Here is a 17,032-nt window from a genome sequence, read left to right as displayed (position 1 = left end):
TCGCATGAGCCATCCCACGCCGTCCGCCGCCGCCGAGCCGGTGTCCTTCTACCAGCTCGAGGAGCATGCGCATCCCGAGGGGCACAGCACGATGCTGGGCTTCTGGATCTATCTGATGAGCGACTGCCTCATCTTCTCGATCCTCTTCGCCTGCTATGCGGTGCTCGGCGGCAGCTATGCCGCGGGGCCGGCGCCGAAGGATTTGTTCGACCTACCGCTCGTCGCGCTCAACACCGCGATGCTGCTCTTCTCGTCGATCACCTACGGCTTTGCCGTGCTCCAGATGCAGCAGGGGCGTGTCCGGGGGACGCAGCTCTGGCTGGCGGTGACCGCGCTGTTCGGCGCCGCCTTCCTGGGGATCGAGCTGTACGAGTTCCATCACCTGATCGAGATCGGCGCGACGCCGCAGCGCAGCGCCTTCCTGTCGAGCTTCTTCACGCTGGTCGGCACGCACGGGCTGCACGTCACCTTCGGCATCGTCTGGCTGGTCACGCTGATGGTCCAGCTCGGCCGCCACGGGCTGATCGCCGCCAACCGCCGCCGCGTCATGTGCCTGTCGATGTTCTGGCATTTCCTCGACGTCATCTGGATCGGCGTCTTTACGATCGTCTACCTGCTGGGAGTGCTGCGATGACCCCCGACCCCCATGGCGAGCAAGCCGCCGGCGGGCACGCCGAGATCGAGATGCCGCACGCGTCGATGCGCGACTATGCGATCGGCTTCCTGCTGTCGGTGGTGCTCACCGCCATCCCCTTCTGGCTGGTGATGACGCGGCCGCTGGAGGCCGGCGCGACCGCGGCGATCATCATGGTCTTCGCGGTCGCGCAGATCATCGTCCACATGGTCTATTTCCTGCACATGACGCCGAAGGCGGAGGGCGGCTGGTCGCTGACCTCGCTCGTGTTCACGATCATCATCCTCGCCATCGCGCTGGCGGGGTCGCTGTGGGTGATGCATCACCTCAACACCAACATGATGCCGATGCCGCACGACATGAGCCAGCTTCCGTGACAGCGACCCGCCGCGCGGTCCTCGCCGCGGCGGCGCTGCTCGTGACCGCCTGCCTGCTCGCGCTCGGCGTGTGGCAGCTCGAACGGCGCGTCTGGAAGCATGCGCTGATCGCCGCGGTCGAAACGCGCCTCCATGCCGATCCCGTCGCCGCGCCCGGACCGGCGTGGCCGGCGATCCGCGCCGACACCCACGCCTATCGCCGCATCCGCGCGCGCGGCACCTTTCGCCACGACCGCGAGACGCTGGTGCAGGCGGTGACGGCGCGCGGCGGCGGCTATTGGGTGCTCACCCCGCTCGAAACGCCGGGCTTCACCCTGCTCGTCAACCGCGGCTTCGTGCCGCCGGGCAAGCGCGATCCGCGGGCGCGCGCCGCGGGGAATCCCGCCGGCCCCGTCACCGTGACCGGCCTGCTGCGCGTCACCGAGCCGGGCGGCGCCTTCCTGCGATCGAACGATCCCGCCGCGAACCGCTGGTATTCGCGCGATGTCGCCGCGATCGCGCAGGCACGGGGGCTGGGGCGCGTCGCGCCCTATTTCCTCGACGCCGACGCGGCGCCCAACGCCGGCGGCTATCCGGTCGGCGGGTTGACGGTGGTGAAATTCGCCGACAACCATCTGGTCTATGCGCTGACCTGGTTCGGCCTCGCGTTCATCAGCCTCTATTTTGCGTGGCGGTTGTGGCGGCCCTATAAAGAGGCCTGATGACCACCATGCCCGACCCATCGCTGGCGCTGCCCGAGGCCGACGCCGGGCGCCGCAACCTGACGCTGCTGATCCAGCTCCGCTGGCTCGCGGTCGGGGGACAGCTTGCGACGATCGCGATCGCGACCGGCCTGATGGGCATCACCCTGCCGCTCGTCCCGCTGCTCGCCACCATCGTGCTGCTCGCCTCGATCAACGTGGCGAGCCGCGTGCGGCTGCATCGCGGCGGCGCCGTGACCAATGGCGAGCTGACCGCCGCGCTGCTGTTCGACGTCGCGGCGCTGGCGTGGCAGCTTCATCACAGCGGCGGCCTCGCCAACCCCTTCGCCTCGCTGTTCCTGCTCCAGGTCGTGATCGGCGCCATCCTGCTCACGCCGCGCTCATCGTGGGCCATCGTCGCCGCGACGCTCGCCGCGCTCGCGGCGCTGCGCATCGGGCCGACGCCGCTGGTGCTGCCGCCGCGCTATGCCGGCGATCCGCTCGGCCTCTATCTCAAGGGCAGCTTCGTCTGCTTCGTGCTGATCGCGGTGCTGCTCGTCGCCTTCGTCACGCGGATCAGCCGCAACCTGCGCGACCGCGACGCGGCGCTCGCCGCCGCGCGCCAGCGGGCGGCCGAAGAGGATCATATCGTCCGCATGGGACTGCTCGCCTCGGGCGCCGCGCACGAACTCGGGACGCCGTTGTCGACGCTGTCGGTGCTGATCGGCGACTGGAAAGGGGCGCCGCGCTTCGCGGCCGATGCCGAATTGCAGGAGGACCTCGCCGACATGGATGCGGCGGTCCAGCGCTGCAAGACGATCGTCGGCGGCATATTGATGTCGGCGGGCGAGGCGCGCGGCGAGGCGCCGCAGCTCACGACGATGCGCCGTTTCCTGACCGAGATCGTCGAGGATTCGCGCGCCGCGCGCATGCCTGGGACGGTCGCGTTCAACGACCTGTTCGGCGCCGACGTCGCGATCGTGTCCGACCCCGCCTTGCGCCAGGTCATCGGCAATGTCGTCGACAACGCCGCCGAGGTGTCGTCCGACTGGATCGGCATCACCGCGTCGCGCGATGGCGACATGGCGGTGATCGAGATCGTCGACCGCGGCCCCGGCTTCAGCGACGAAATGCTCGAACATTTCGGACAGCCCTATCGCTCGACCAAGGGCAGGCCGGGCGGCGGGCTCGGGCTGTTCCTGCTTGTCAATGTCGTGCGCAAGCTGGGCGGCGGCGCCAGCGTGACGAACCGCGCGGCGGGCGGCGCGCGGGTGCGCATCTTCCTGCCGCTGTCCGCGCTCGCGCCCCCCGAAGGAGAGCCATGATGGCCGATCAGAGAATGCTGGTGATCGTCGAGGACGACGAGCCCTTTGCGCGCACGCTCCGGCGCTCGTTCGAACGGCGCGGTTACCGGGTCGAGGTCGCGCACGATCCGGATGAACTCGCCGATCTGCTCGGACGCTTTCGCCCGGGCTATGCCGTCGTCGACCTCAAGCTCGGCAACGCGTCCGGCCTCGCCTGCGTGCAGACGCTGCGCGCGTCGGACGCGGCGATGCGGATCGTCGTGCTCACCGGCTTCGCGAGCATCGCGACCGCGGTCGAGGCGATCAAGCTCGGCGCCTCCTACTATCTCGCCAAGCCGTCGAACACCGACGACATCGAGGCGGCGTTCGACCGTGCGGAGGGCAATGTCGACGCGCCGCTCGACGCGCGTCCGTCGTCGATCAAGACCGTCGAGTGGGAGCATATCCACCAGACGCTCGTCGAGACCGGCTTCAACATCTCCGAAACCGCGCGGCGGCTCGGCATGCACCGCCGCACGCTCGCCCGGAAGCTGGAGAAGCGGCAGATACGATAGGCGCGGCCGGCCTCGGGCGGTAAAAGTTAGTATTCTAACCATATGGGCCCCGCGACCGATTGCCATGCCGGGCCCGATCGCGCATGGGCAGCGCAGGATTTGATCAGGAGAGCAGGTGATGGGCGTATCGGAACGAGCGCGGGAGATCGGTGAGCGGGTGGAGGCGTTCGTTCGCGACGTCGTCGCCCCCTATGAAAGCGACGCGCGGCGCGATCATCACGGTGCGCCGACCGACGAACTGGTCGCGGAACTCAAGGAAAAGGCGCGCGCCGCGGGCGTGCTCACGCCGCATATCCTGGCCGACGGCGACCATCTGACGCAGGTCGAGACGGCGTGGGTGCTGCAAAAGACCGGCCTGTCGCCGCTCGGCCCGCTGGCGTGCAACACCGGCGCGCCCGACGAAGGCAACATGTATCTGCTCGGCAAGGTCGGCAGTCCCGAACTCAAGGAACGCTTCCTGAAACCGCTGGTCGAAGGCCGCGCGCGCTCGGCCTTCTTCATGACCGAACCGGCCGACGAGGGCGGCGCGGGGTCTGATCCCTCGATGATGAAGACGACCTGCCGGATGGACGGCAATCATTGGGTGATCAACGGCCGCAAGGCGTTCATCACCGGCGCCGACGGCGCGAAGGTCGGCATCGTGATGGCAAAGGCGGAGGATGTCGCGCAGGGCGGCGGCGCGTGCATGTTCCTCGTCGATCTGCCCGACCCGGCGATCCGCATCGACCATGTGCCGAACACGATCGACAGCTCGATGCCCGGCGGCCACGCGACGGTGACGATCGACAATCTGCGCGTTCCCGCCGACCAGATGCTGGGCGAGGCGGGCGAGGGGTTCAAATATGCGCAGGTCCGCCTGTCGCCGGCGCGCCTGTCGCACTGCATGCGCTGGCACGGCGCCTGCCAGCGCGCGCACGAGATCGCGAGCGACTATGCCAATCGCCGCATGGCCTTCGGCAAGCCGCTGATCGAGCATGAGGGGGTCGGCTTCATGCTCGCAGAGAATCTGATCGACCTCAAGCAGGCCGAACTGATGATCCGCTGGTGCGCCGAAGTGCTCGACACCGGCTCGCTCGGCACGACCGAAAGCTCGATGGCGAAGGTCGCGGTGTCGGAGGCGCTGATGCGCATCGCCGACCGCTGCGTCCAGGTGATGGGCGGCACCGGCGTCACCGACAAGACGATCGTCGAGCAGGTGTTCCGCGAGGTCCGCGCCTTCCGCATCTACGACGGTCCGACCGAGGTCCACAAATGGAGCCTCGCCAAGAAGATCAAGCGCGACTGGAAGGCCGCGCAGGGGTAGGGAGGCACCGCTGCGGCGGTTTGCGTAAGTCGACACCATCTCCATTCCGTTCGTGTCGAGCGAAGTCGAGACACCCATCGACCTTGCGCTATGCGGAGGGGTGTCTCGACTTCGCTCGACACGAACGGGAAGATAAGGGTTCGGTGCCCTGAATGGCTCCCTGCCTCAAGGCAGCACCCGTCCCTCGTCGCGCCCCGGCATCGGCGCGAAGATGCGCAACGCCGGCGCCGACAGCGCAAGCCATGCCGCCGCGGCGAACAGCGCCACCGGCAGCGACCACAGGTCGGCGACCAGCCCGAGCAGATAGGCGCCCAGCGCCATCCCGCCGAACGTCACCGCCTGATAGATCGACAGGCAGCGCCCGAGGATCGATTCGGGCGAGCGAAGCTGCATCGCGACGTTGAGCGTCGTCAGCGTCGATACCCACATCGCCCCCGTGACGAACGAGGCGAGGAGGATGAGCGGCAGGCTGCGCGTCACCGCGACCGGGATCAGCGCGGCGGCGAAGATCAGTGCCGAGGCGCCGACCACCGTCTCGCTCCCCCAGCGCCGCCGCATCGCGCCGATCCCCAGCGCGGCGCAGATCGACCCCGCGCCGAAGGCGGCGAGGCACAGGCCATAGACGATCTCCGTCCCGTGCAGCCGGTCGCGCACCAGCGACGGCAGCAGCGCCTGGAAACTCGCCGCGCCCAGCCCGAAGACGAGTCCGCGCGCCAATATGCGGCGCAGCGGGTCCGACTGCGCGCAGAAGCGCATGCCGGTGGCGATCGCGGCGAGGATCGGCGTGCGCTTGGGCGGGGTGATGGTCGGGCGCCAGCGCAGCAGCACCAGGATCAGCGCGACATAGCTGAGCGCGTTGAGCGCGAAGGCGGGGGCGGGGCCGGTCAGCGAGATCAGCAGGCCGCCGAGCGCCGGCCCGACACTGCGCGCGAGGTTGAAGGCGATGGTGTTGAGCGCGATCGCCTGCGGCAGATGCTCGTGCCCGACCTGAAGCCGGACCGAGGCCTGCCACGCCGGCGCGTTGAGCGCGGTGCCGCAGCCGACCGCGAGGGTGAAGCACAGCAGCAGCACCGGGCTCATCGCACCGATCCATGTCGTCACGGTCAGCGCCGCCGAGACGATCAGCATCGCGCTCTGCGCCGCGAGCATCACGCGGCGGCGGTCGAAATTGTCGGCGATCGCGCCCGCGAAGATGCCGAGCAGCATGATCGGGATCGACGCGCTCGCCTGCACCAGCGCGACGAACTGATGCGACGGCGTCAGCTCGGTCATCAGCCAGGCGGCGGCGACCGACTGGATCATCGACCCCATGTTCGACGCGAGGTTGGCGATCCAGATCGCGCGGAAGGCGGGAAACCGGAACGGAGCGAGCGCGGAGGACGAGGGAGAACGGGAAGGAGCGGGGGAGCCAGCGTCGATCACGCCGACCCGCCTAGCCGCGCCGCGAAAGCCCCGCAAGCCCGCGCCGGTGCGGCGCGCCGTCCGCGCATTCGACGCGCCCTTGAAATATTCGTGCGCCCCCCACTGGCGCGGATCGGCCCGACTGGTTACATGGGCCGCCACCGAACGAATCGCGCGCGCCGCTTCCCGGCCCGGGGGGCAGACGCCGCCCGCACCAGAAAGTGGCAACCCATGGAAATCATCACCGGCCTGACCTTCGACGACGTGTTGCTGGTCCCCGGCCCCTCGGACATGTTGCCGTCCGAAGCCAATCTCTCGACCCGGCTCACCCGCGACATCGGGCTCAACATCCCGATCCTCTCCTCGGCGATGGACACGGTGACCGAAGCCGACATGGCGATCCTGATGGCGCAGATCGGCGGCATCGGCGTGCTCCACCGCAACCTGACGGTCGAGGAACAGGCGGCGGCCGTCCGCCAGGTCAAGCGCTATGAAAGCGGGATGATCGTCAACCCGATCACCATCACCCCCGACGCGCCGCTGTCCTATGCGATCGCGCTGATGGAACAGCACCGCATCTCGGGCATTCCGGTGGTCGAACCGGGCGGCAAGCTCGTCGGCATCCTGACCCACCGCGACGTGCGCTTCGCCGACAACCCCGGCCAGCCGGTGCGCGAACTGATGACCGCCGACAACCTCGCCACCGTGCGTCCGGGCGTCAGCCAGGAGGAAGCACGCAAGTTGCTTCACCAGCGCCGCATAGAAAAACTGCTCGTCGTCGATGGCGACTATCGCTGCATCGGGCTGATCACCGTCAAGGACATGGAAAAGGCGGTGACCTTCCCCGACGCGACCAAGGATGCCGCTGGCCGGCTGCGCGTCGCGGCGGCCACCAACACCGGCGATTCGGGGGTCGAGCGCGCCGCGGCGCTGATCGACGCCGAATGCGACCTGATCGTCGTCGACACGGCGCACGGCCACAGCCGCATGGTCGGCGCGACGGTCGAGAAGATCAAGAAACTGTCGAACCGGGTGCAGATTCTTGCGGGCAATGTCGCGACCGGCGACGCGACCCGCGCGCTGATCGATGCCGGCGCCGACGGGGTCAAGGTCGGCATCGGCCCGGGCTCGATCTGCACGACGCGGATCGTCGCCGGCGTCGGCGTGCCGCAATTGACCGCGATCCTCGACAGTGTCGAGGAAGCGGCGAAGCACGATGTTCCGGTCATCGCCGACGGTGGCCTGCGCACCTCGGGCGACATCGCCAAGGCGCTGGCGGCGGGGGCGTCGAGCGTGATGGTCGGATCGCTGCTCGCCGGCACGGCCGAGGCGCCGGGCGAAACGTTCCTGTACCAGGGGCGCACCTACAAGAGCTATCGCGGCATGGGCAGCGTCGGTGCGATGGCGCGCGGTTCGGCCGACCGCTATTTCCAGCAGGATATCAAGGACCAGATGAAGCTGGTCCCCGAAGGCATCGAGGGTCAGGTGCCGTTCAAGGGTCCCGCGAAGGATGTGATCCACCAGCTCGTCGGCGGGGTGAAGGCCGCGATGGGCTATACCGGCAGCCGCACCCTCAAGGATCTGCGTGAGCGCGCGAAATTCGTGCGCATCACCAACGCCGGCCTTCGCGAAAGCCATGTCCACGACGTTTCGATCACCCGCGAGGCGCCCAACTATCCGGCAGGCTGAGAGGTCGTCATTGCGAGGAGCGTGGCGACGAAGCAATCTCCGGCCACCGTCATACCATACCGCCAGCTGGAGATTGCTTTCCCCGACTTTCGCCGGGTTGCAATGACGAGGGAAGGTTGACGCCATGACTCCCGCAGCCCGCCTCCAGACCGCGATCGAGATTCTCGACGCCATCGCGGCATCGGCGCGCGACGGCGGCCCGCCCGCCGATGCCCTGATTGCCGAGGCGATGCGCGCGCGGCGCTATGCGGGATCGAAGGACCGCCGCGCGATCCGTGCCCTCGTTTACGACGCGATCCGCGCGGTGCGTTCGGCGCCGCCATCGGGGCGTGCCGCGATGCTGGCGCTTGCCGACAGCGATCCCGAGCTTGCGGCGCTGTTCGACGGCTCGCCCTATGGCCCCAAACCGATCTCCGATGCCGATCCGCGCGCCGAAACCGGCCTGGCGGCGCCGGCGCTGATCGACCTGTTCGATCCGCTCGTCGGCGCAGGGGAAGGCGGAGCGATGCTCGAACGCGCCGCGCTCGACTTGCGGGTCAATCGCCTCAAGGCGACGCGCGACGGGCTGGCCAAACTCTTTCCTGAGGGCGAGCCGATCGTGGGCGCGCCCGACGGCTGGCGCCTGCCCCCCGAAACCGCCGCCGCGCAGCATCCCGCCTATGGCGAAGGGCTGTTCGAGGTGCAGGACGCCGCCAGCCAATATGCCGCGGCGGCGCTCGATGCCGCGGCGGGGATGCGGATCGTTGACCTGTGCGCGGGGGGCGGCGGCAAGACGCTCGCCATTGCTTCCTGTACCGGCGACGCGGCCGATATCCTTGCCTGCGACACCAATCGCGCGCGGCTGCGCCAGCTTGCCCCGCGCGCCGAGCGCGCGGGGGCGACGCGGATCGAAACGCGGCTGCTCGACCCGGGCAAGGAGATCGACGTGCTCGCCGACTGGCGCGGCCGGGCCGACCGCGTCTTCGTCGATGCACCCTGTTCGGGCAGCGGTACATGGCGCCGCAGCCCTGAATTGCGCTGGCGCCTCACCCCCTCGCGGCTCGACCGTCATCTGACCGACCAGGCGAAACTGATCGCGCTCGGCGCCGAACTTGTGGCGCCGGGGGGCAAACTTCTTTATGCTGTCTGCTCGATCATCGCGCGCGAGGGGCGGGCCCAGGTGGACGAATTTCTCGACCGGCATCCCGGCTGGACAGCCGACGGTGGCTATCTGCCCGCGGGCATCGGGCGCGCTGCGGGTAGGGGGTTCCTGCTTACGCCGGCGCACGACTGCTGCGACGGCTTTTTCCTCGCACGGCTGACGGCGCCATGTTAGGCTCGCCGCGGATGCGAAGATGGGAGAATGCAATGCGCGTCAGTTTTCTGGCTCTCGGCGCCGGGCTTGTACTGGCCAGCCTGCCCACCGCATCCGACGCGCAACGCGCCGACAATGACATTCTCCCGCGCTCGGTCGCCCTTCAGCATGAGGGCGAGAATGCGCAGCGCGCGGGCAATCTCGACGGCGCGATCGACTATTATGAATCGGCGCTCGCCGCCGATCCGCGCAACCGCTCGGCGATCATCGCGCTCGCGCAGGTGGCGCGCGCGCAGGGGCTGCCGGGCAAGGCGATCGCCCTGTATCGCGAGGCGTTGCTGCTCGAACCCAATGATGTCGTCGCGCTGGCCGGGCAGGGCGAGGCGCTTGCCGACAAGGGCGCGCTCGAACTGGCGCGCGAGAAACTTGCCGACGCGCGCCGCGTCTGTTCGGACGCATGCCCGCAGGTCGCAGCGCTCGAAAAGGCGATCGACGCTGGCGCGTCGAAGCGCGTCGTCGCGGCCGAAGCGATCGCACCCAAGCCGGTGGTGACGACGGCGAACCCGCCGAGCGGACAGAATTAGGTCGACCGTCCGCCCAGCACCCGCGCCAGCACAACCCATTCGGCGACACTCACCGTTTCGGCGCGCCGCGTCGGATCGATCCCGATGCGTTCGAGTGCCTCGACCGCGCCCGGCAGGCCTTTGAGGCTCTGCCGCAGCATCTTGCGGCGCTGGCCGAAGCCTTTTTCGGTCAGTTTCGACAGCAGCGCCGGGTCGACGCCCTCGGGTTGGTCGCTGGGGGTGAGGTGGACGATCGCCGACATCACCTTGGGCGGCGGGGTGAAGGCCGATCGGTGGACCTTCATCGCGATCCGCGCGTTCGATCGCCACTGGGAGAGAACGGCTAGGCGGCCATAGGCGCCGGTGCCGACCGGCGCGACGATGCGCTCGGCGACTTCCAGTTGGAACATCAGCGTCAGCGATCGCCACAGCGGCGGCCACGCGGGCGGCTCCAGCCAGCGAGTGAACAGCGCGGTCCCGACGTTATACGGCAGGTTGGCGACGATATGGTATGGGCCGCCCGCCAGCGCGTCGGCGTCGATCGCCATCGCATCGTCCGAAATCACCGTCAGGCGCCCGTTGAAAGCTTCGGACAATTCGCCGAGCAGCGGCAGGCAGCGCGCGTCGCGCTCGACCGCGATCACGCGCGCGCCGGCGCGCAGCAGCGCGCGCGTCAGGCCGCCGGGGCCGGGACCGACCTCGAACACCGTGGCGTCCGCGAGGTCGCCGGGCAGCGCCGCGATCCGGTCGAGCAACTGCTCATCGAACAGGAAATTCTGCCCCAGCGCCTTGCTCGCCGACAGGCCGTGCGCGCGGACCGTCTCGCGCAGCGGCGGCAGCGGACGCGACGGGTCTTGCGTCACTTCGCGGCTGCGCAACCGGCCTCGCGCATCGCGGCCATGCGCGCCGCCATCGCGATTGCGGCGATCGTCGGTCCCGGATCGGCCTGGCCGGTTCCGGCGATGTTGAAGGCGGTGCCATGGTCGGGCGAGGTGCGCACGATCGGCAACCCCAGCGTCAGGTTGACGCCGTCGTGGAAATGCAGCGCCTTGAATGGCGCCAGCGCCTGGTCGTGATAGGCGCACAGCAGCGCGTCATAGCGGTCGCGGATGCCGGGTGCGAACAGCGCGTCGGCGGCGAGCGGTCCGTCGATGGCCAGCCCATCCTCGGCCAGTGCCGCCAATGCGGGCACGATGATCCGGGTCTCCTCGTCGCCGAGCCGGCCGCTTTCGCCCGCATGCGGATTGACGCCGGCGATGGCGAGGCGCGGGTGCGCGATCCCGAAGTCGCGCTTCAGCCCGCGCGCGACGATCCGCGCCTTGGCGACGATCAGATCGCTCGTCAGCCGTTCGGGCACCTCGGCGAGCGGGATATGCACGGTCAGCGGCACGACGCGCAACGCCGGGCCCGCCAGCATCATCACCGCGTTGGTCGCGGTGACGCCGCAACGTTCGGCGATGAACTCGGTCTGGCCGGGGTGGGTGTAGCCGATGCTTTGCAGCGCATGTTTGGACACGGGACCGGTGACGAGCGCCGATGCGGCCGGGGTCCGGGTCAACCCGATGCCGGTTTCGAGCGCATGGAGTGCGCAGGTGGCGCCCGCCGCGGTCGGTTCGCCGGGGGTCAGCGCGCCGCTGTCCTCGAGGTGCCAGACAGGCAACGCCTCGGCGAAGGCGGCGACCACTTCTGCCATGTCGCCGACGCGCGCGACGGGGCCGTCCCACACGGCGGCGATCGCGGCCGCATCGCCGATGGCGACGAAGGGGGGCAGGCTATGCTCGCGGCGCGCCACCCAGGCGCGCGCCACGACTTCAGGACCGACGCCCGCCGGATCACCCATGGTGACGGCGATCGGCGGTCGATGAGGGACGACGGTCATCAGCTATATTCGATCACGGCATCCCGGCGCAGGTCGCGCAGATAGCGCTGGGCGCGCTTGTTCACTTTTTCGTCGAGCAGACGCTGCTCGATCTGCTGCAGATCGGGGGCCGACGCGCTTTGCGGCATATCGCGCCCGCACAGCACGAGGACGCTGATCCCCTCGTCGACCGCGCCGAATGGTTGAGAGGTCTGGCCGACCTGCAGGTCCATCATCGTCGCCTGCAGCGGTGCCGGAAGCTGGCGCATCAGGATGTCGCGCGCCACCACCGAGGCGCCAAGGCTCTGTGCCACGGCATCGGCGGCGCCGCAGCCGGCGATGGTCTTCGTCGCTTCGGTGAACTTGCCGGCCAGTTCGCTTGCCTGCGCCGGCGTCGTGCCCGGCGCGAAGTTGAGCGAAATCTGCTTGAGGCTGAGCACCGCATCGCGCGGATCGGCGGTCAGCACCTGGCGCCGGTCGACCATCAGCAGGATCGACATGCCGCCGGGCACCTCGATCGGGCCGACGAACTGTCCGGGCTCCATCTGCGCCGCGGCCTGCGCCATCGAGGGAGGAAGCTGGCCCGGCCGCACCCAGCCGAGATCGCCCCCGACGACGGCGGTCGATGCTTCGGAGAATTGCCGCGCATAGGCCGCGAACGACCCTCCGCTGCGCAGCGCCTCCATGATCTTGCGCGCATTATCTGCGACCGCCGCGGCATTCTCGGGCGTCGCCGACAGATAGATTTCGCCAAGGTGGAATTCGTCCTGTCCCTTGGCCTCGTTGAGCCGCTTGACCACCGCTTCGACCTCTTCGGTCGACACGTTGGTCGTCGACTGGACGTTGCGCGCGAGCAACCGGTCCCAGGCGAACTCGCCCCGGATCTGCTGCTTCACCGCGCTCGCCGACGATCCCTTGGACTTCAGATATTCGGCGAACTGATCGGGCGTCTGCCGGAAGCGCGCCGCGAGCTGGGCGAACTGCTGATCGATCATCGCCTCGTCGATCGTGATATCGGCGGCGCGCGCTTCCTGAATCTGAAGCTTTTCATCGATCAGGTTGCTGAATATCTGCTGACGCAGCCGCTGCTCTTCCTCGGGCGGCAGCACCATGTCGCTGTTGGCGATGCGGATCAGCGCCAGCCGCTGCTCGATGTCGGTCGATGTGATGATCTCGCCGTTCACTGTCGCCGAGGGACGATAGACGTTGGGCTTGGCATCGCCATAGAGCTGGACGTTGCCGGGGATGTTGAGGCTGGTGGTCGGCGTCTCATCGTCCGAAACGGTCTGCGCCAGCACCGGCGTCATACCCGCGGCCGCGACGGCAAGCAGGCCGATCATGGTCGAAAATCTGGTCATCTTCACCCTATTCGAGAAATATCGCGACGCTCCGTATCAGCCGGAATGCCTGCTGGTCCAGCGCAATCGGCCGTTCGGACCCGTTCGTCCTTCGGATAGGCGCGCGTCGCTGAACGCAAGCTGAGCGGGCCGCGCCTAGAAACCGAGGTTGCGGAACGCGATACGGAAGGAAAAGCTGTTGCCGCGGCGCGCGTCGCCGGTGTCGATATAGTCGCGGCGCCAGGTCAGCGCGATCGACAGGCAATCGTCGTCATAGGCGATGCCGAGCCGGTGTCGAATCGGCTCCCACCCGTCGGAAGTGGCGCTCGGGTCGTCTTTCTTGCCGGTAAGGTCGACGATCGCCGAACCGAAGAGCGACCAGTTGCGGGCGACCGCGACGCGGCCGCCGGCACGCACCTCCTCGCGGTCCTGCAGATCCTCGCCGAGCAGCAGGATGTCGCGGTTCAGCCGCGAATAGCCGAGCACGGCATAGGTCGACTGGCTGCCGATCGTCGCGTCGAACTCGTTGCGCCGCACCGCCAGATTGTCCTTGTCGAGCCGGAAGCGATGCGTGAGGCGCAGGAAATCCCGATAGGCGACGGTCGTCCGCCCGACGATGTCCGAGGTGCGGTTGGTCAGGCCGGTGCCGTTCGGGAACAGGCTGGGCTTGTCCGAAAGGCGATAGCTCTGGCCGATCACCGTGTTGATGTTGAAACCGGGGCGGCTGTAGTTCCATTCGAAGCCATAGGTGATGCGCGCGCCGTCCTCGAACCGGTCGTAGCCGTTGAAGCGGTTGATCGCGAAGAGATTGCTGTCCTCCAGGTCGAAGGCGCGCGAATCCTCGTTCGGGATGTCGAGGTTCTTGAGCGGCGGGGTCGCCACGACCTGTATGCGCGGGGTCAGCGTCTGCGTACCGCCCAGCAGCTCGCCGATGAAGGGCCAGCGCATGTCGGCGGCGATCGCGGCGATGCCGCGCCCCTGCCAGCCCGACTTGCCGCGATAGCCGGGAATGGCGGTGAGCAGATTCTCGTCGCTGTGATAGATATCGCCGCGCACCATGGCGGTCAGCGCGATTTCCTGCCCCAGCCCCGTCAGGCCGCGCAGATCCCAGCGCGCGCCGGCGAAGGCGCGCTGCGTGTCCTGTCCGGCCGTCCGCCCGATCGCCAGCGTGTTCAGTTGCAGCTCGAACTGCCCGCCGAGCCACGGATCGTCGAGCCGCTGGCGATAGTCGATGATCGGCAGCGCGACCGGCTGCTGCCCTTGCACGTCGTTGACGCGCAGCGTCTGCGTCGCCCAGCCCGCGATCGACAGATAGCTTTGCCCGCCGATCCGTTCGACCTCGAAGGTCGAGCGCAGCCGGTCGTCGCGGCTGATGTCATAGCGCCGCATGAAGGTGCGGTCGCTCGCGATGCGGCCCGAATAGGTGAGGCTCCAGCGCGGGTCGAACTGGAACTTGCCCGCGCTTTCCAGATAGCCGCGGAATTCCTTGGTCGAACGCGTCGGCGCGCCGACGAGCGGTACCACCGAACTGTGGGTCGCATAGCCGTTGATGCGGAACGAGCCGATATCGGTCAGCGCGCGGAACTCGCCCTCCAGCATCGGCGCGGCGCCGGTATAGAGGTGCGGCGTGATCGTCAGGTCGCGGTCGGGCGCGAGGCGCAGGTAATAGGGCAGGGCGAATTCGAACCCGTTGGTCCGGTCGACCCGCACCTCGGGGACCAGGATGCCGCTGCCCGCCTCGCTGTTCGCCGGATGGCTCAATCCGGGCAGGGGGATCAGCGGCAGGCCGAAGATCTCGACCCGCGCGCCCTTGTAGCGCACCTTGTTCTTCGTGCGGTCGTACAGCACGCGCACGGCGCGAATCTGCCAGCTCGGCTTTTTCGGGCAACCGGCCGCGTCTTCGACCGGGCAGGGCGTATAGGCGGCGTTTTCCAGCTCGATATTGCCGTTGTCGAAGCGGGTGCCCTTCACCGCTGCAAGCCGCGCGCCGTTGTCGAGCACGACCAGCAGATTCTCGACCACCCCGTCGCGCAGGCTGTCGGTCAGGACGATGCGGTCGCCATAGGCGGTGTCGCCTTCGGGATTCTTGATCGCCACGTCGCCCTCGGCGACGACCTCGCCGGTCTTGCGGTTCCACGTCACCTTGTCGGCGCGCATCGATATGGTGTCGCGGTTCATCGCGACATTGCCCTCGGCGACGACGATTTCGCTGTCGGTGTCGTAGTTCAGATTGTCGGCGGCAAAGCCGATCTGCTGCTCATCCGCCGGAGCGGGCGCGTCGGTCGTGACGGGCGACGCCGCGAGAGTCTGGAGGTCGGGTTCGTCCTGCGCGGCGGCGGACGGTGCTTCGCGCGCCTGCTGCGCGAACGCCTGGCTTGCGAACAGGGCAAGGCCGCTCGCGGTCGCCAGCCCGAAGGCCCGCACACCCGTCGTCGGTCGGAACAAAGCCCAGTTCATCGAATCCCTTTGTCCCACATCTCGCTAGCGTCCGCCCGGACTGGATCGGCTGCTTTGTTTTTGCAACTCGCAGGCGAAACCCCTATCGGTCCGGCACGTTCCAATCAATCGTCGCATAAGAAAGTAGGTCCATGGACATTCAGTTTGTCGCGCAAATCGCTGCGTCCGCCGACGTTGTCGCCTTTCCGGTCCGCAAAGGGGGCGCTTCCGCGCTCGGCGCGCTGCTCGGGGCGCTCGCGGCTCAGACGCGGTTCGACGGCGCGGCGGGCACGGTGGCGGAGACCGCGGCGATCGACGGCGATCAGGCAAGGCGGCTGCTGCTCGTCGGGATCGGCGAGGGAACGACGCACGACCTCGAACGCGGCGGCGCGGCGCTCACCGCACGGTTGCAGACGAGCGGCGTCGGGACGGTGCATGTCGATTTCGCGAGCGCCGGGCAGAGCGACGAGGAGGACATTCTCGCCTTTGCGATGGGCGTGAAGCTGCGCAACTGGCGGATCGACACCTATCGTACCCGGCTGGCCGACACCGCGAAGCCCAGCCTGCAGAAGGTTGTCATCGCGTCGCCCGCCGGCGACCTGTCTGCGCGCTGGGGGCGCCAGTCGGCGGTCGCCGACGGCGTCGCGCTGACCCAGACGCTCGTCGCCGAGCCGCCGAACATCCTCTATCCCGAAAGCTTCGTCGAGCGCTGCCGGCATCTCTCCGACCTCGGCGTCGAGATCGAGGTGCTCGACGAACGGCAGATGAAGGCGCTCGGCATGGGCGCGCTGCTCGGCGTCGCGCAGGGCTCGACGCGTCCGCCGCGGCTCCTGGTGATGCGCTGGAACGGCGGCAATTCCGGCGATGCGCCGGTCGCCTTCGTCGGCAAGGGCGTCACCTTCGACACCGGCGGCATCAGCCTGAAGCCGGGCCCCGGCATGGACATGATGAAATGGGACATGGGCGGCGGCGGCGCGGTCGCGGGCGCGATGAAGGCGATCGCCGGGCGCAAGGCGAAGGCGAATGTCGTCGGCGTCATCGGACTGGTCGAAAATATGCCCGACGGCAACGCGCAGCGGCCCGGCGATATCGTCACCACCCTGTCGGGCCAGACGGTCGAGGTTCTCAACACCGACGCCGAAGGCCGCCTCGTGCTGTGCGACGCGATCGCCTGGGTCCAGCAGGCCTGTTCGCCCAAGGTGATCGTCGACCTCGCGACGCTGACCGGTGCGATGGTGATCGCGCTCGGCCATGAATATGCCGGGATGTTCGCGAACGACGACGATCTGGCGGCGAAACTGATCGAAGCGGGCGAAGCGAGCGGCAACAAGCTGTGGCGCTTCCCGCTGTCGCCGGCCTACGACAAGCTGCTCGACAGCCCGATCGCCGACATGAAGAACATCGGCCCGCGCGAGGCCGGGTCGATCACCGCGGCGCAATTCCTCAAGCGCTTCGTCGGCGAAGGCGTCGCCTGGGCGCATCTCGATATCGCGGGCATGGCGTGGGCCGACAAGGACGGCCCGGTGTGGGCGAAGGGCGCGACCGGCTACGGCGTGCGGTTGCTCGACCGCTATATCGCCGACAATCACGAGGGCTGAAGCC

15 protein-coding genes are annotated in these 17,032 nt (G+C 68.5%); 10 read left to right on the top strand and 5 right to left on the bottom strand.

The genetic code is table 11. From position 1 onward, the window contains the following. Positions 1-4: 4 nt before the first annotated feature. From cyoC to C3E99_RS10320, 6 genes are all read left to right on the top strand, one after another. Positions 5-634 (top strand): cytochrome o ubiquinol oxidase subunit III, encoded by a 630-nt coding sequence (gene cyoC / locus C3E99_RS10345; protein WP_067184969.1) that lies wholly within the window; start codon positions 5-7, stop codon positions 632-634. After that, a complete protein-coding gene (gene cyoD, locus C3E99_RS10340) occupies positions 631-1,011 on the top strand; it encodes a cytochrome o ubiquinol oxidase subunit IV (protein ID WP_104959768.1) in 381 nt (126 codons plus the stop codon). The genes cyoC and cyoD overlap by 4 nt, the downstream gene beginning before the upstream one ends. Continuing rightward, on the top strand, positions 1,008-1,712 hold the full coding sequence (locus C3E99_RS10335; RefSeq protein ID WP_104959767.1) for an SURF1 family protein: 705 nt from the start codon (positions 1,008-1,010) through the stop codon (positions 1,710-1,712). Before cyoD ends, C3E99_RS10335 begins: the two co-directional genes overlap by 4 nt. Continuing rightward, positions 1,712-3,016 carry an ATP-binding protein gene (locus C3E99_RS10330; protein ID WP_067107602.1) on the top strand — a complete coding sequence of 435 codons (1,305 nt, stop codon included), beginning with the start codon at positions 1,712-1,714 and terminating at the stop codon, positions 3,014-3,016. Before C3E99_RS10335 ends, C3E99_RS10330 begins: the two co-directional genes overlap by 1 nt. Next, positions 3,016-3,549, top strand: coding sequence for a response regulator transcription factor (locus C3E99_RS10325; RefSeq protein ID WP_104959766.1), 534 nt, complete (start codon positions 3,016-3,018; stop codon positions 3,547-3,549). The genes C3E99_RS10330 and C3E99_RS10325 overlap by 1 nt, the downstream gene beginning before the upstream one ends. Positions 3,550-3,667: 118 nt before the next feature. Then, on the top strand, positions 3,668-4,852 hold the full coding sequence (locus tag C3E99_RS10320; RefSeq protein ID WP_076076130.1) for an acyl-CoA dehydrogenase family protein: 1,185 nt from the start codon (positions 3,668-3,670) through the stop codon (positions 4,850-4,852). Between the two features lie 165 nt (positions 4,853-5,017). Here C3E99_RS10320 and C3E99_RS10315 read toward each other — a convergent pair whose 3' ends face one another. Continuing rightward, positions 5,018-6,415 carry an MFS transporter gene (locus C3E99_RS10315; RefSeq protein WP_234002444.1) on the bottom strand — a complete coding sequence of 466 codons (1,398 nt, stop codon included), beginning with the start codon at positions 6,413-6,415 and terminating at the stop codon, positions 5,018-5,020. 69 nt (positions 6,416-6,484) lie between these two features. Between C3E99_RS10315 and guaB the strand changes: the two genes are divergently transcribed. The 3 genes from guaB (at position 6,485) to C3E99_RS10300 (ending at position 9,820) form a co-directional block, all read left to right on the top strand. After that, on the top strand, positions 6,485-7,942 hold the full coding sequence (gene guaB / locus C3E99_RS10310; RefSeq protein WP_076076127.1) for an IMP dehydrogenase: 1,458 nt from the start codon (positions 6,485-6,487) through the stop codon (positions 7,940-7,942). A gap of 124 nt (positions 7,943-8,066) precedes the next feature. Next, complete coding sequence (locus C3E99_RS10305) at positions 8,067-9,257, top strand: RsmB/NOP family class I SAM-dependent RNA methyltransferase (RefSeq protein WP_104959765.1); 1,191 nt, start codon at positions 8,067-8,069, stop codon at positions 9,255-9,257. 32 nt (positions 9,258-9,289) lie between these two features. Next, complete coding sequence (locus tag C3E99_RS10300; protein ID WP_067107588.1) at positions 9,290-9,820, top strand: tetratricopeptide repeat protein; 531 nt, start codon at positions 9,290-9,292, stop codon at positions 9,818-9,820. Here the strand turns inward: C3E99_RS10300 and rsmA are convergent. From rsmA to C3E99_RS10280, 4 genes are all read right to left on the bottom strand, one after another. Then, positions 9,817-10,662, bottom strand: coding sequence for a 16S rRNA (adenine(1518)-N(6)/adenine(1519)-N(6))-dimethyltransferase RsmA (gene rsmA / locus C3E99_RS10295; RefSeq protein WP_234002443.1), 846 nt, complete (start codon positions 10,660-10,662; stop codon positions 9,817-9,819). The two genes, C3E99_RS10300 and rsmA, sit on opposite strands and share 4 nt — an antisense overlap. Then, positions 10,659-11,678 (bottom strand): 4-hydroxythreonine-4-phosphate dehydrogenase PdxA, encoded by a 1,020-nt coding sequence (gene pdxA / locus C3E99_RS10290; protein WP_076076122.1) that lies wholly within the window; start codon positions 11,676-11,678, stop codon positions 10,659-10,661. The genes rsmA and pdxA overlap by 4 nt, the downstream gene beginning before the upstream one ends. Next, the gene (locus C3E99_RS10285; RefSeq protein WP_067107585.1) at positions 11,678-13,015 is read right to left on the bottom strand and encodes a peptidylprolyl isomerase; all 1,338 of its coding nucleotides are present in this window, start codon (positions 13,013-13,015) and stop codon (positions 11,678-11,680) included. The genes pdxA and C3E99_RS10285 overlap by 1 nt, the downstream gene beginning before the upstream one ends. 135 nt (positions 13,016-13,150) lie before the next feature. Next, entirely contained in the window at positions 13,151-15,451 is a 2,301-nt protein-coding gene (locus C3E99_RS10280) for an LPS-assembly protein LptD (RefSeq protein WP_076076119.1), read from the bottom strand. 131 nt (positions 15,452-15,582) lie between these two features. On the opposite strand from C3E99_RS10280, the gene C3E99_RS10275 reads away from it, so the two are divergent. Continuing rightward, positions 15,583-17,028: a leucyl aminopeptidase gene (locus C3E99_RS10275; RefSeq protein WP_067107579.1), complete on the top strand. Its 1,446-nt coding sequence runs from the start codon at positions 15,583-15,585 to the stop codon at positions 17,026-17,028. Positions 17,029-17,032: the final 4 nt, after the last annotated feature.

Origin of the sequence: Sphingopyxis sp. MG (assembly GCF_002953155.1) — a bacterium.
GTDB lineage: Bacteria > Pseudomonadota > Alphaproteobacteria > Sphingomonadales > Sphingomonadaceae > Sphingopyxis > Sphingopyxis granuli.
Note: the sequence above shows the minus strand (reverse complement) of the source record. Positions and strands in the feature narration are given on the sequence as shown.

Bases quoted from the DNA above. Each gene is read 5' to 3' on its own strand.
- C3E99_RS10285 (WP_067107585.1), bottom strand. From the start codon at position 13,015: ATGACCAGATTTTCGACCATGATCGGCCTGCTTGCCGTCGCGGCCGCG.
- C3E99_RS10280 (WP_076076119.1), bottom strand. From the start codon at position 15,451: ATGAACTGGGCTTTGTTCCGACCGACGACGGGTGTGCGGGCCTTCGGG.
- pdxA (WP_076076122.1), bottom strand. From the start codon at position 11,678: ATGACCGTCGTCCCTCATCGACCGCCGATCGCCGTCACCATGGGTGAT.
- C3E99_RS10330 (WP_067107602.1), top strand. From the start codon at position 1,712: ATGACCACCATGCCCGACCCATCGCTGGCGCTGCCCGAGGCCGACGCC.
- C3E99_RS10300 (WP_067107588.1), top strand. From the start codon at position 9,290: ATGCGCGTCAGTTTTCTGGCTCTCGGCGCCGGGCTTGTACTGGCCAGC.
- C3E99_RS10325 (WP_104959766.1), top strand. From the start codon at position 3,016: ATGGCCGATCAGAGAATGCTGGTGATCGTCGAGGACGACGAGCCCTTT.
- C3E99_RS10305 (WP_104959765.1), top strand. From the start codon at position 8,067: ATGACTCCCGCAGCCCGCCTCCAGACCGCGATCGAGATTCTCGACGCC.
- cyoC (WP_067184969.1), top strand. From the start codon at position 5: ATGAGCCATCCCACGCCGTCCGCCGCCGCCGAGCCGGTGTCCTTCTAC.
- guaB (WP_076076127.1), top strand. From the start codon at position 6,485: ATGGAAATCATCACCGGCCTGACCTTCGACGACGTGTTGCTGGTCCCC.
- C3E99_RS10275 (WP_067107579.1), top strand. From the start codon at position 15,583: ATGGACATTCAGTTTGTCGCGCAAATCGCTGCGTCCGCCGACGTTGTC.
- cyoD (WP_104959768.1), top strand. From the start codon at position 631: ATGACCCCCGACCCCCATGGCGAGCAAGCCGCCGGCGGGCACGCCGAG.
- C3E99_RS10320 (WP_076076130.1), top strand. From the start codon at position 3,668: ATGGGCGTATCGGAACGAGCGCGGGAGATCGGTGAGCGGGTGGAGGCG.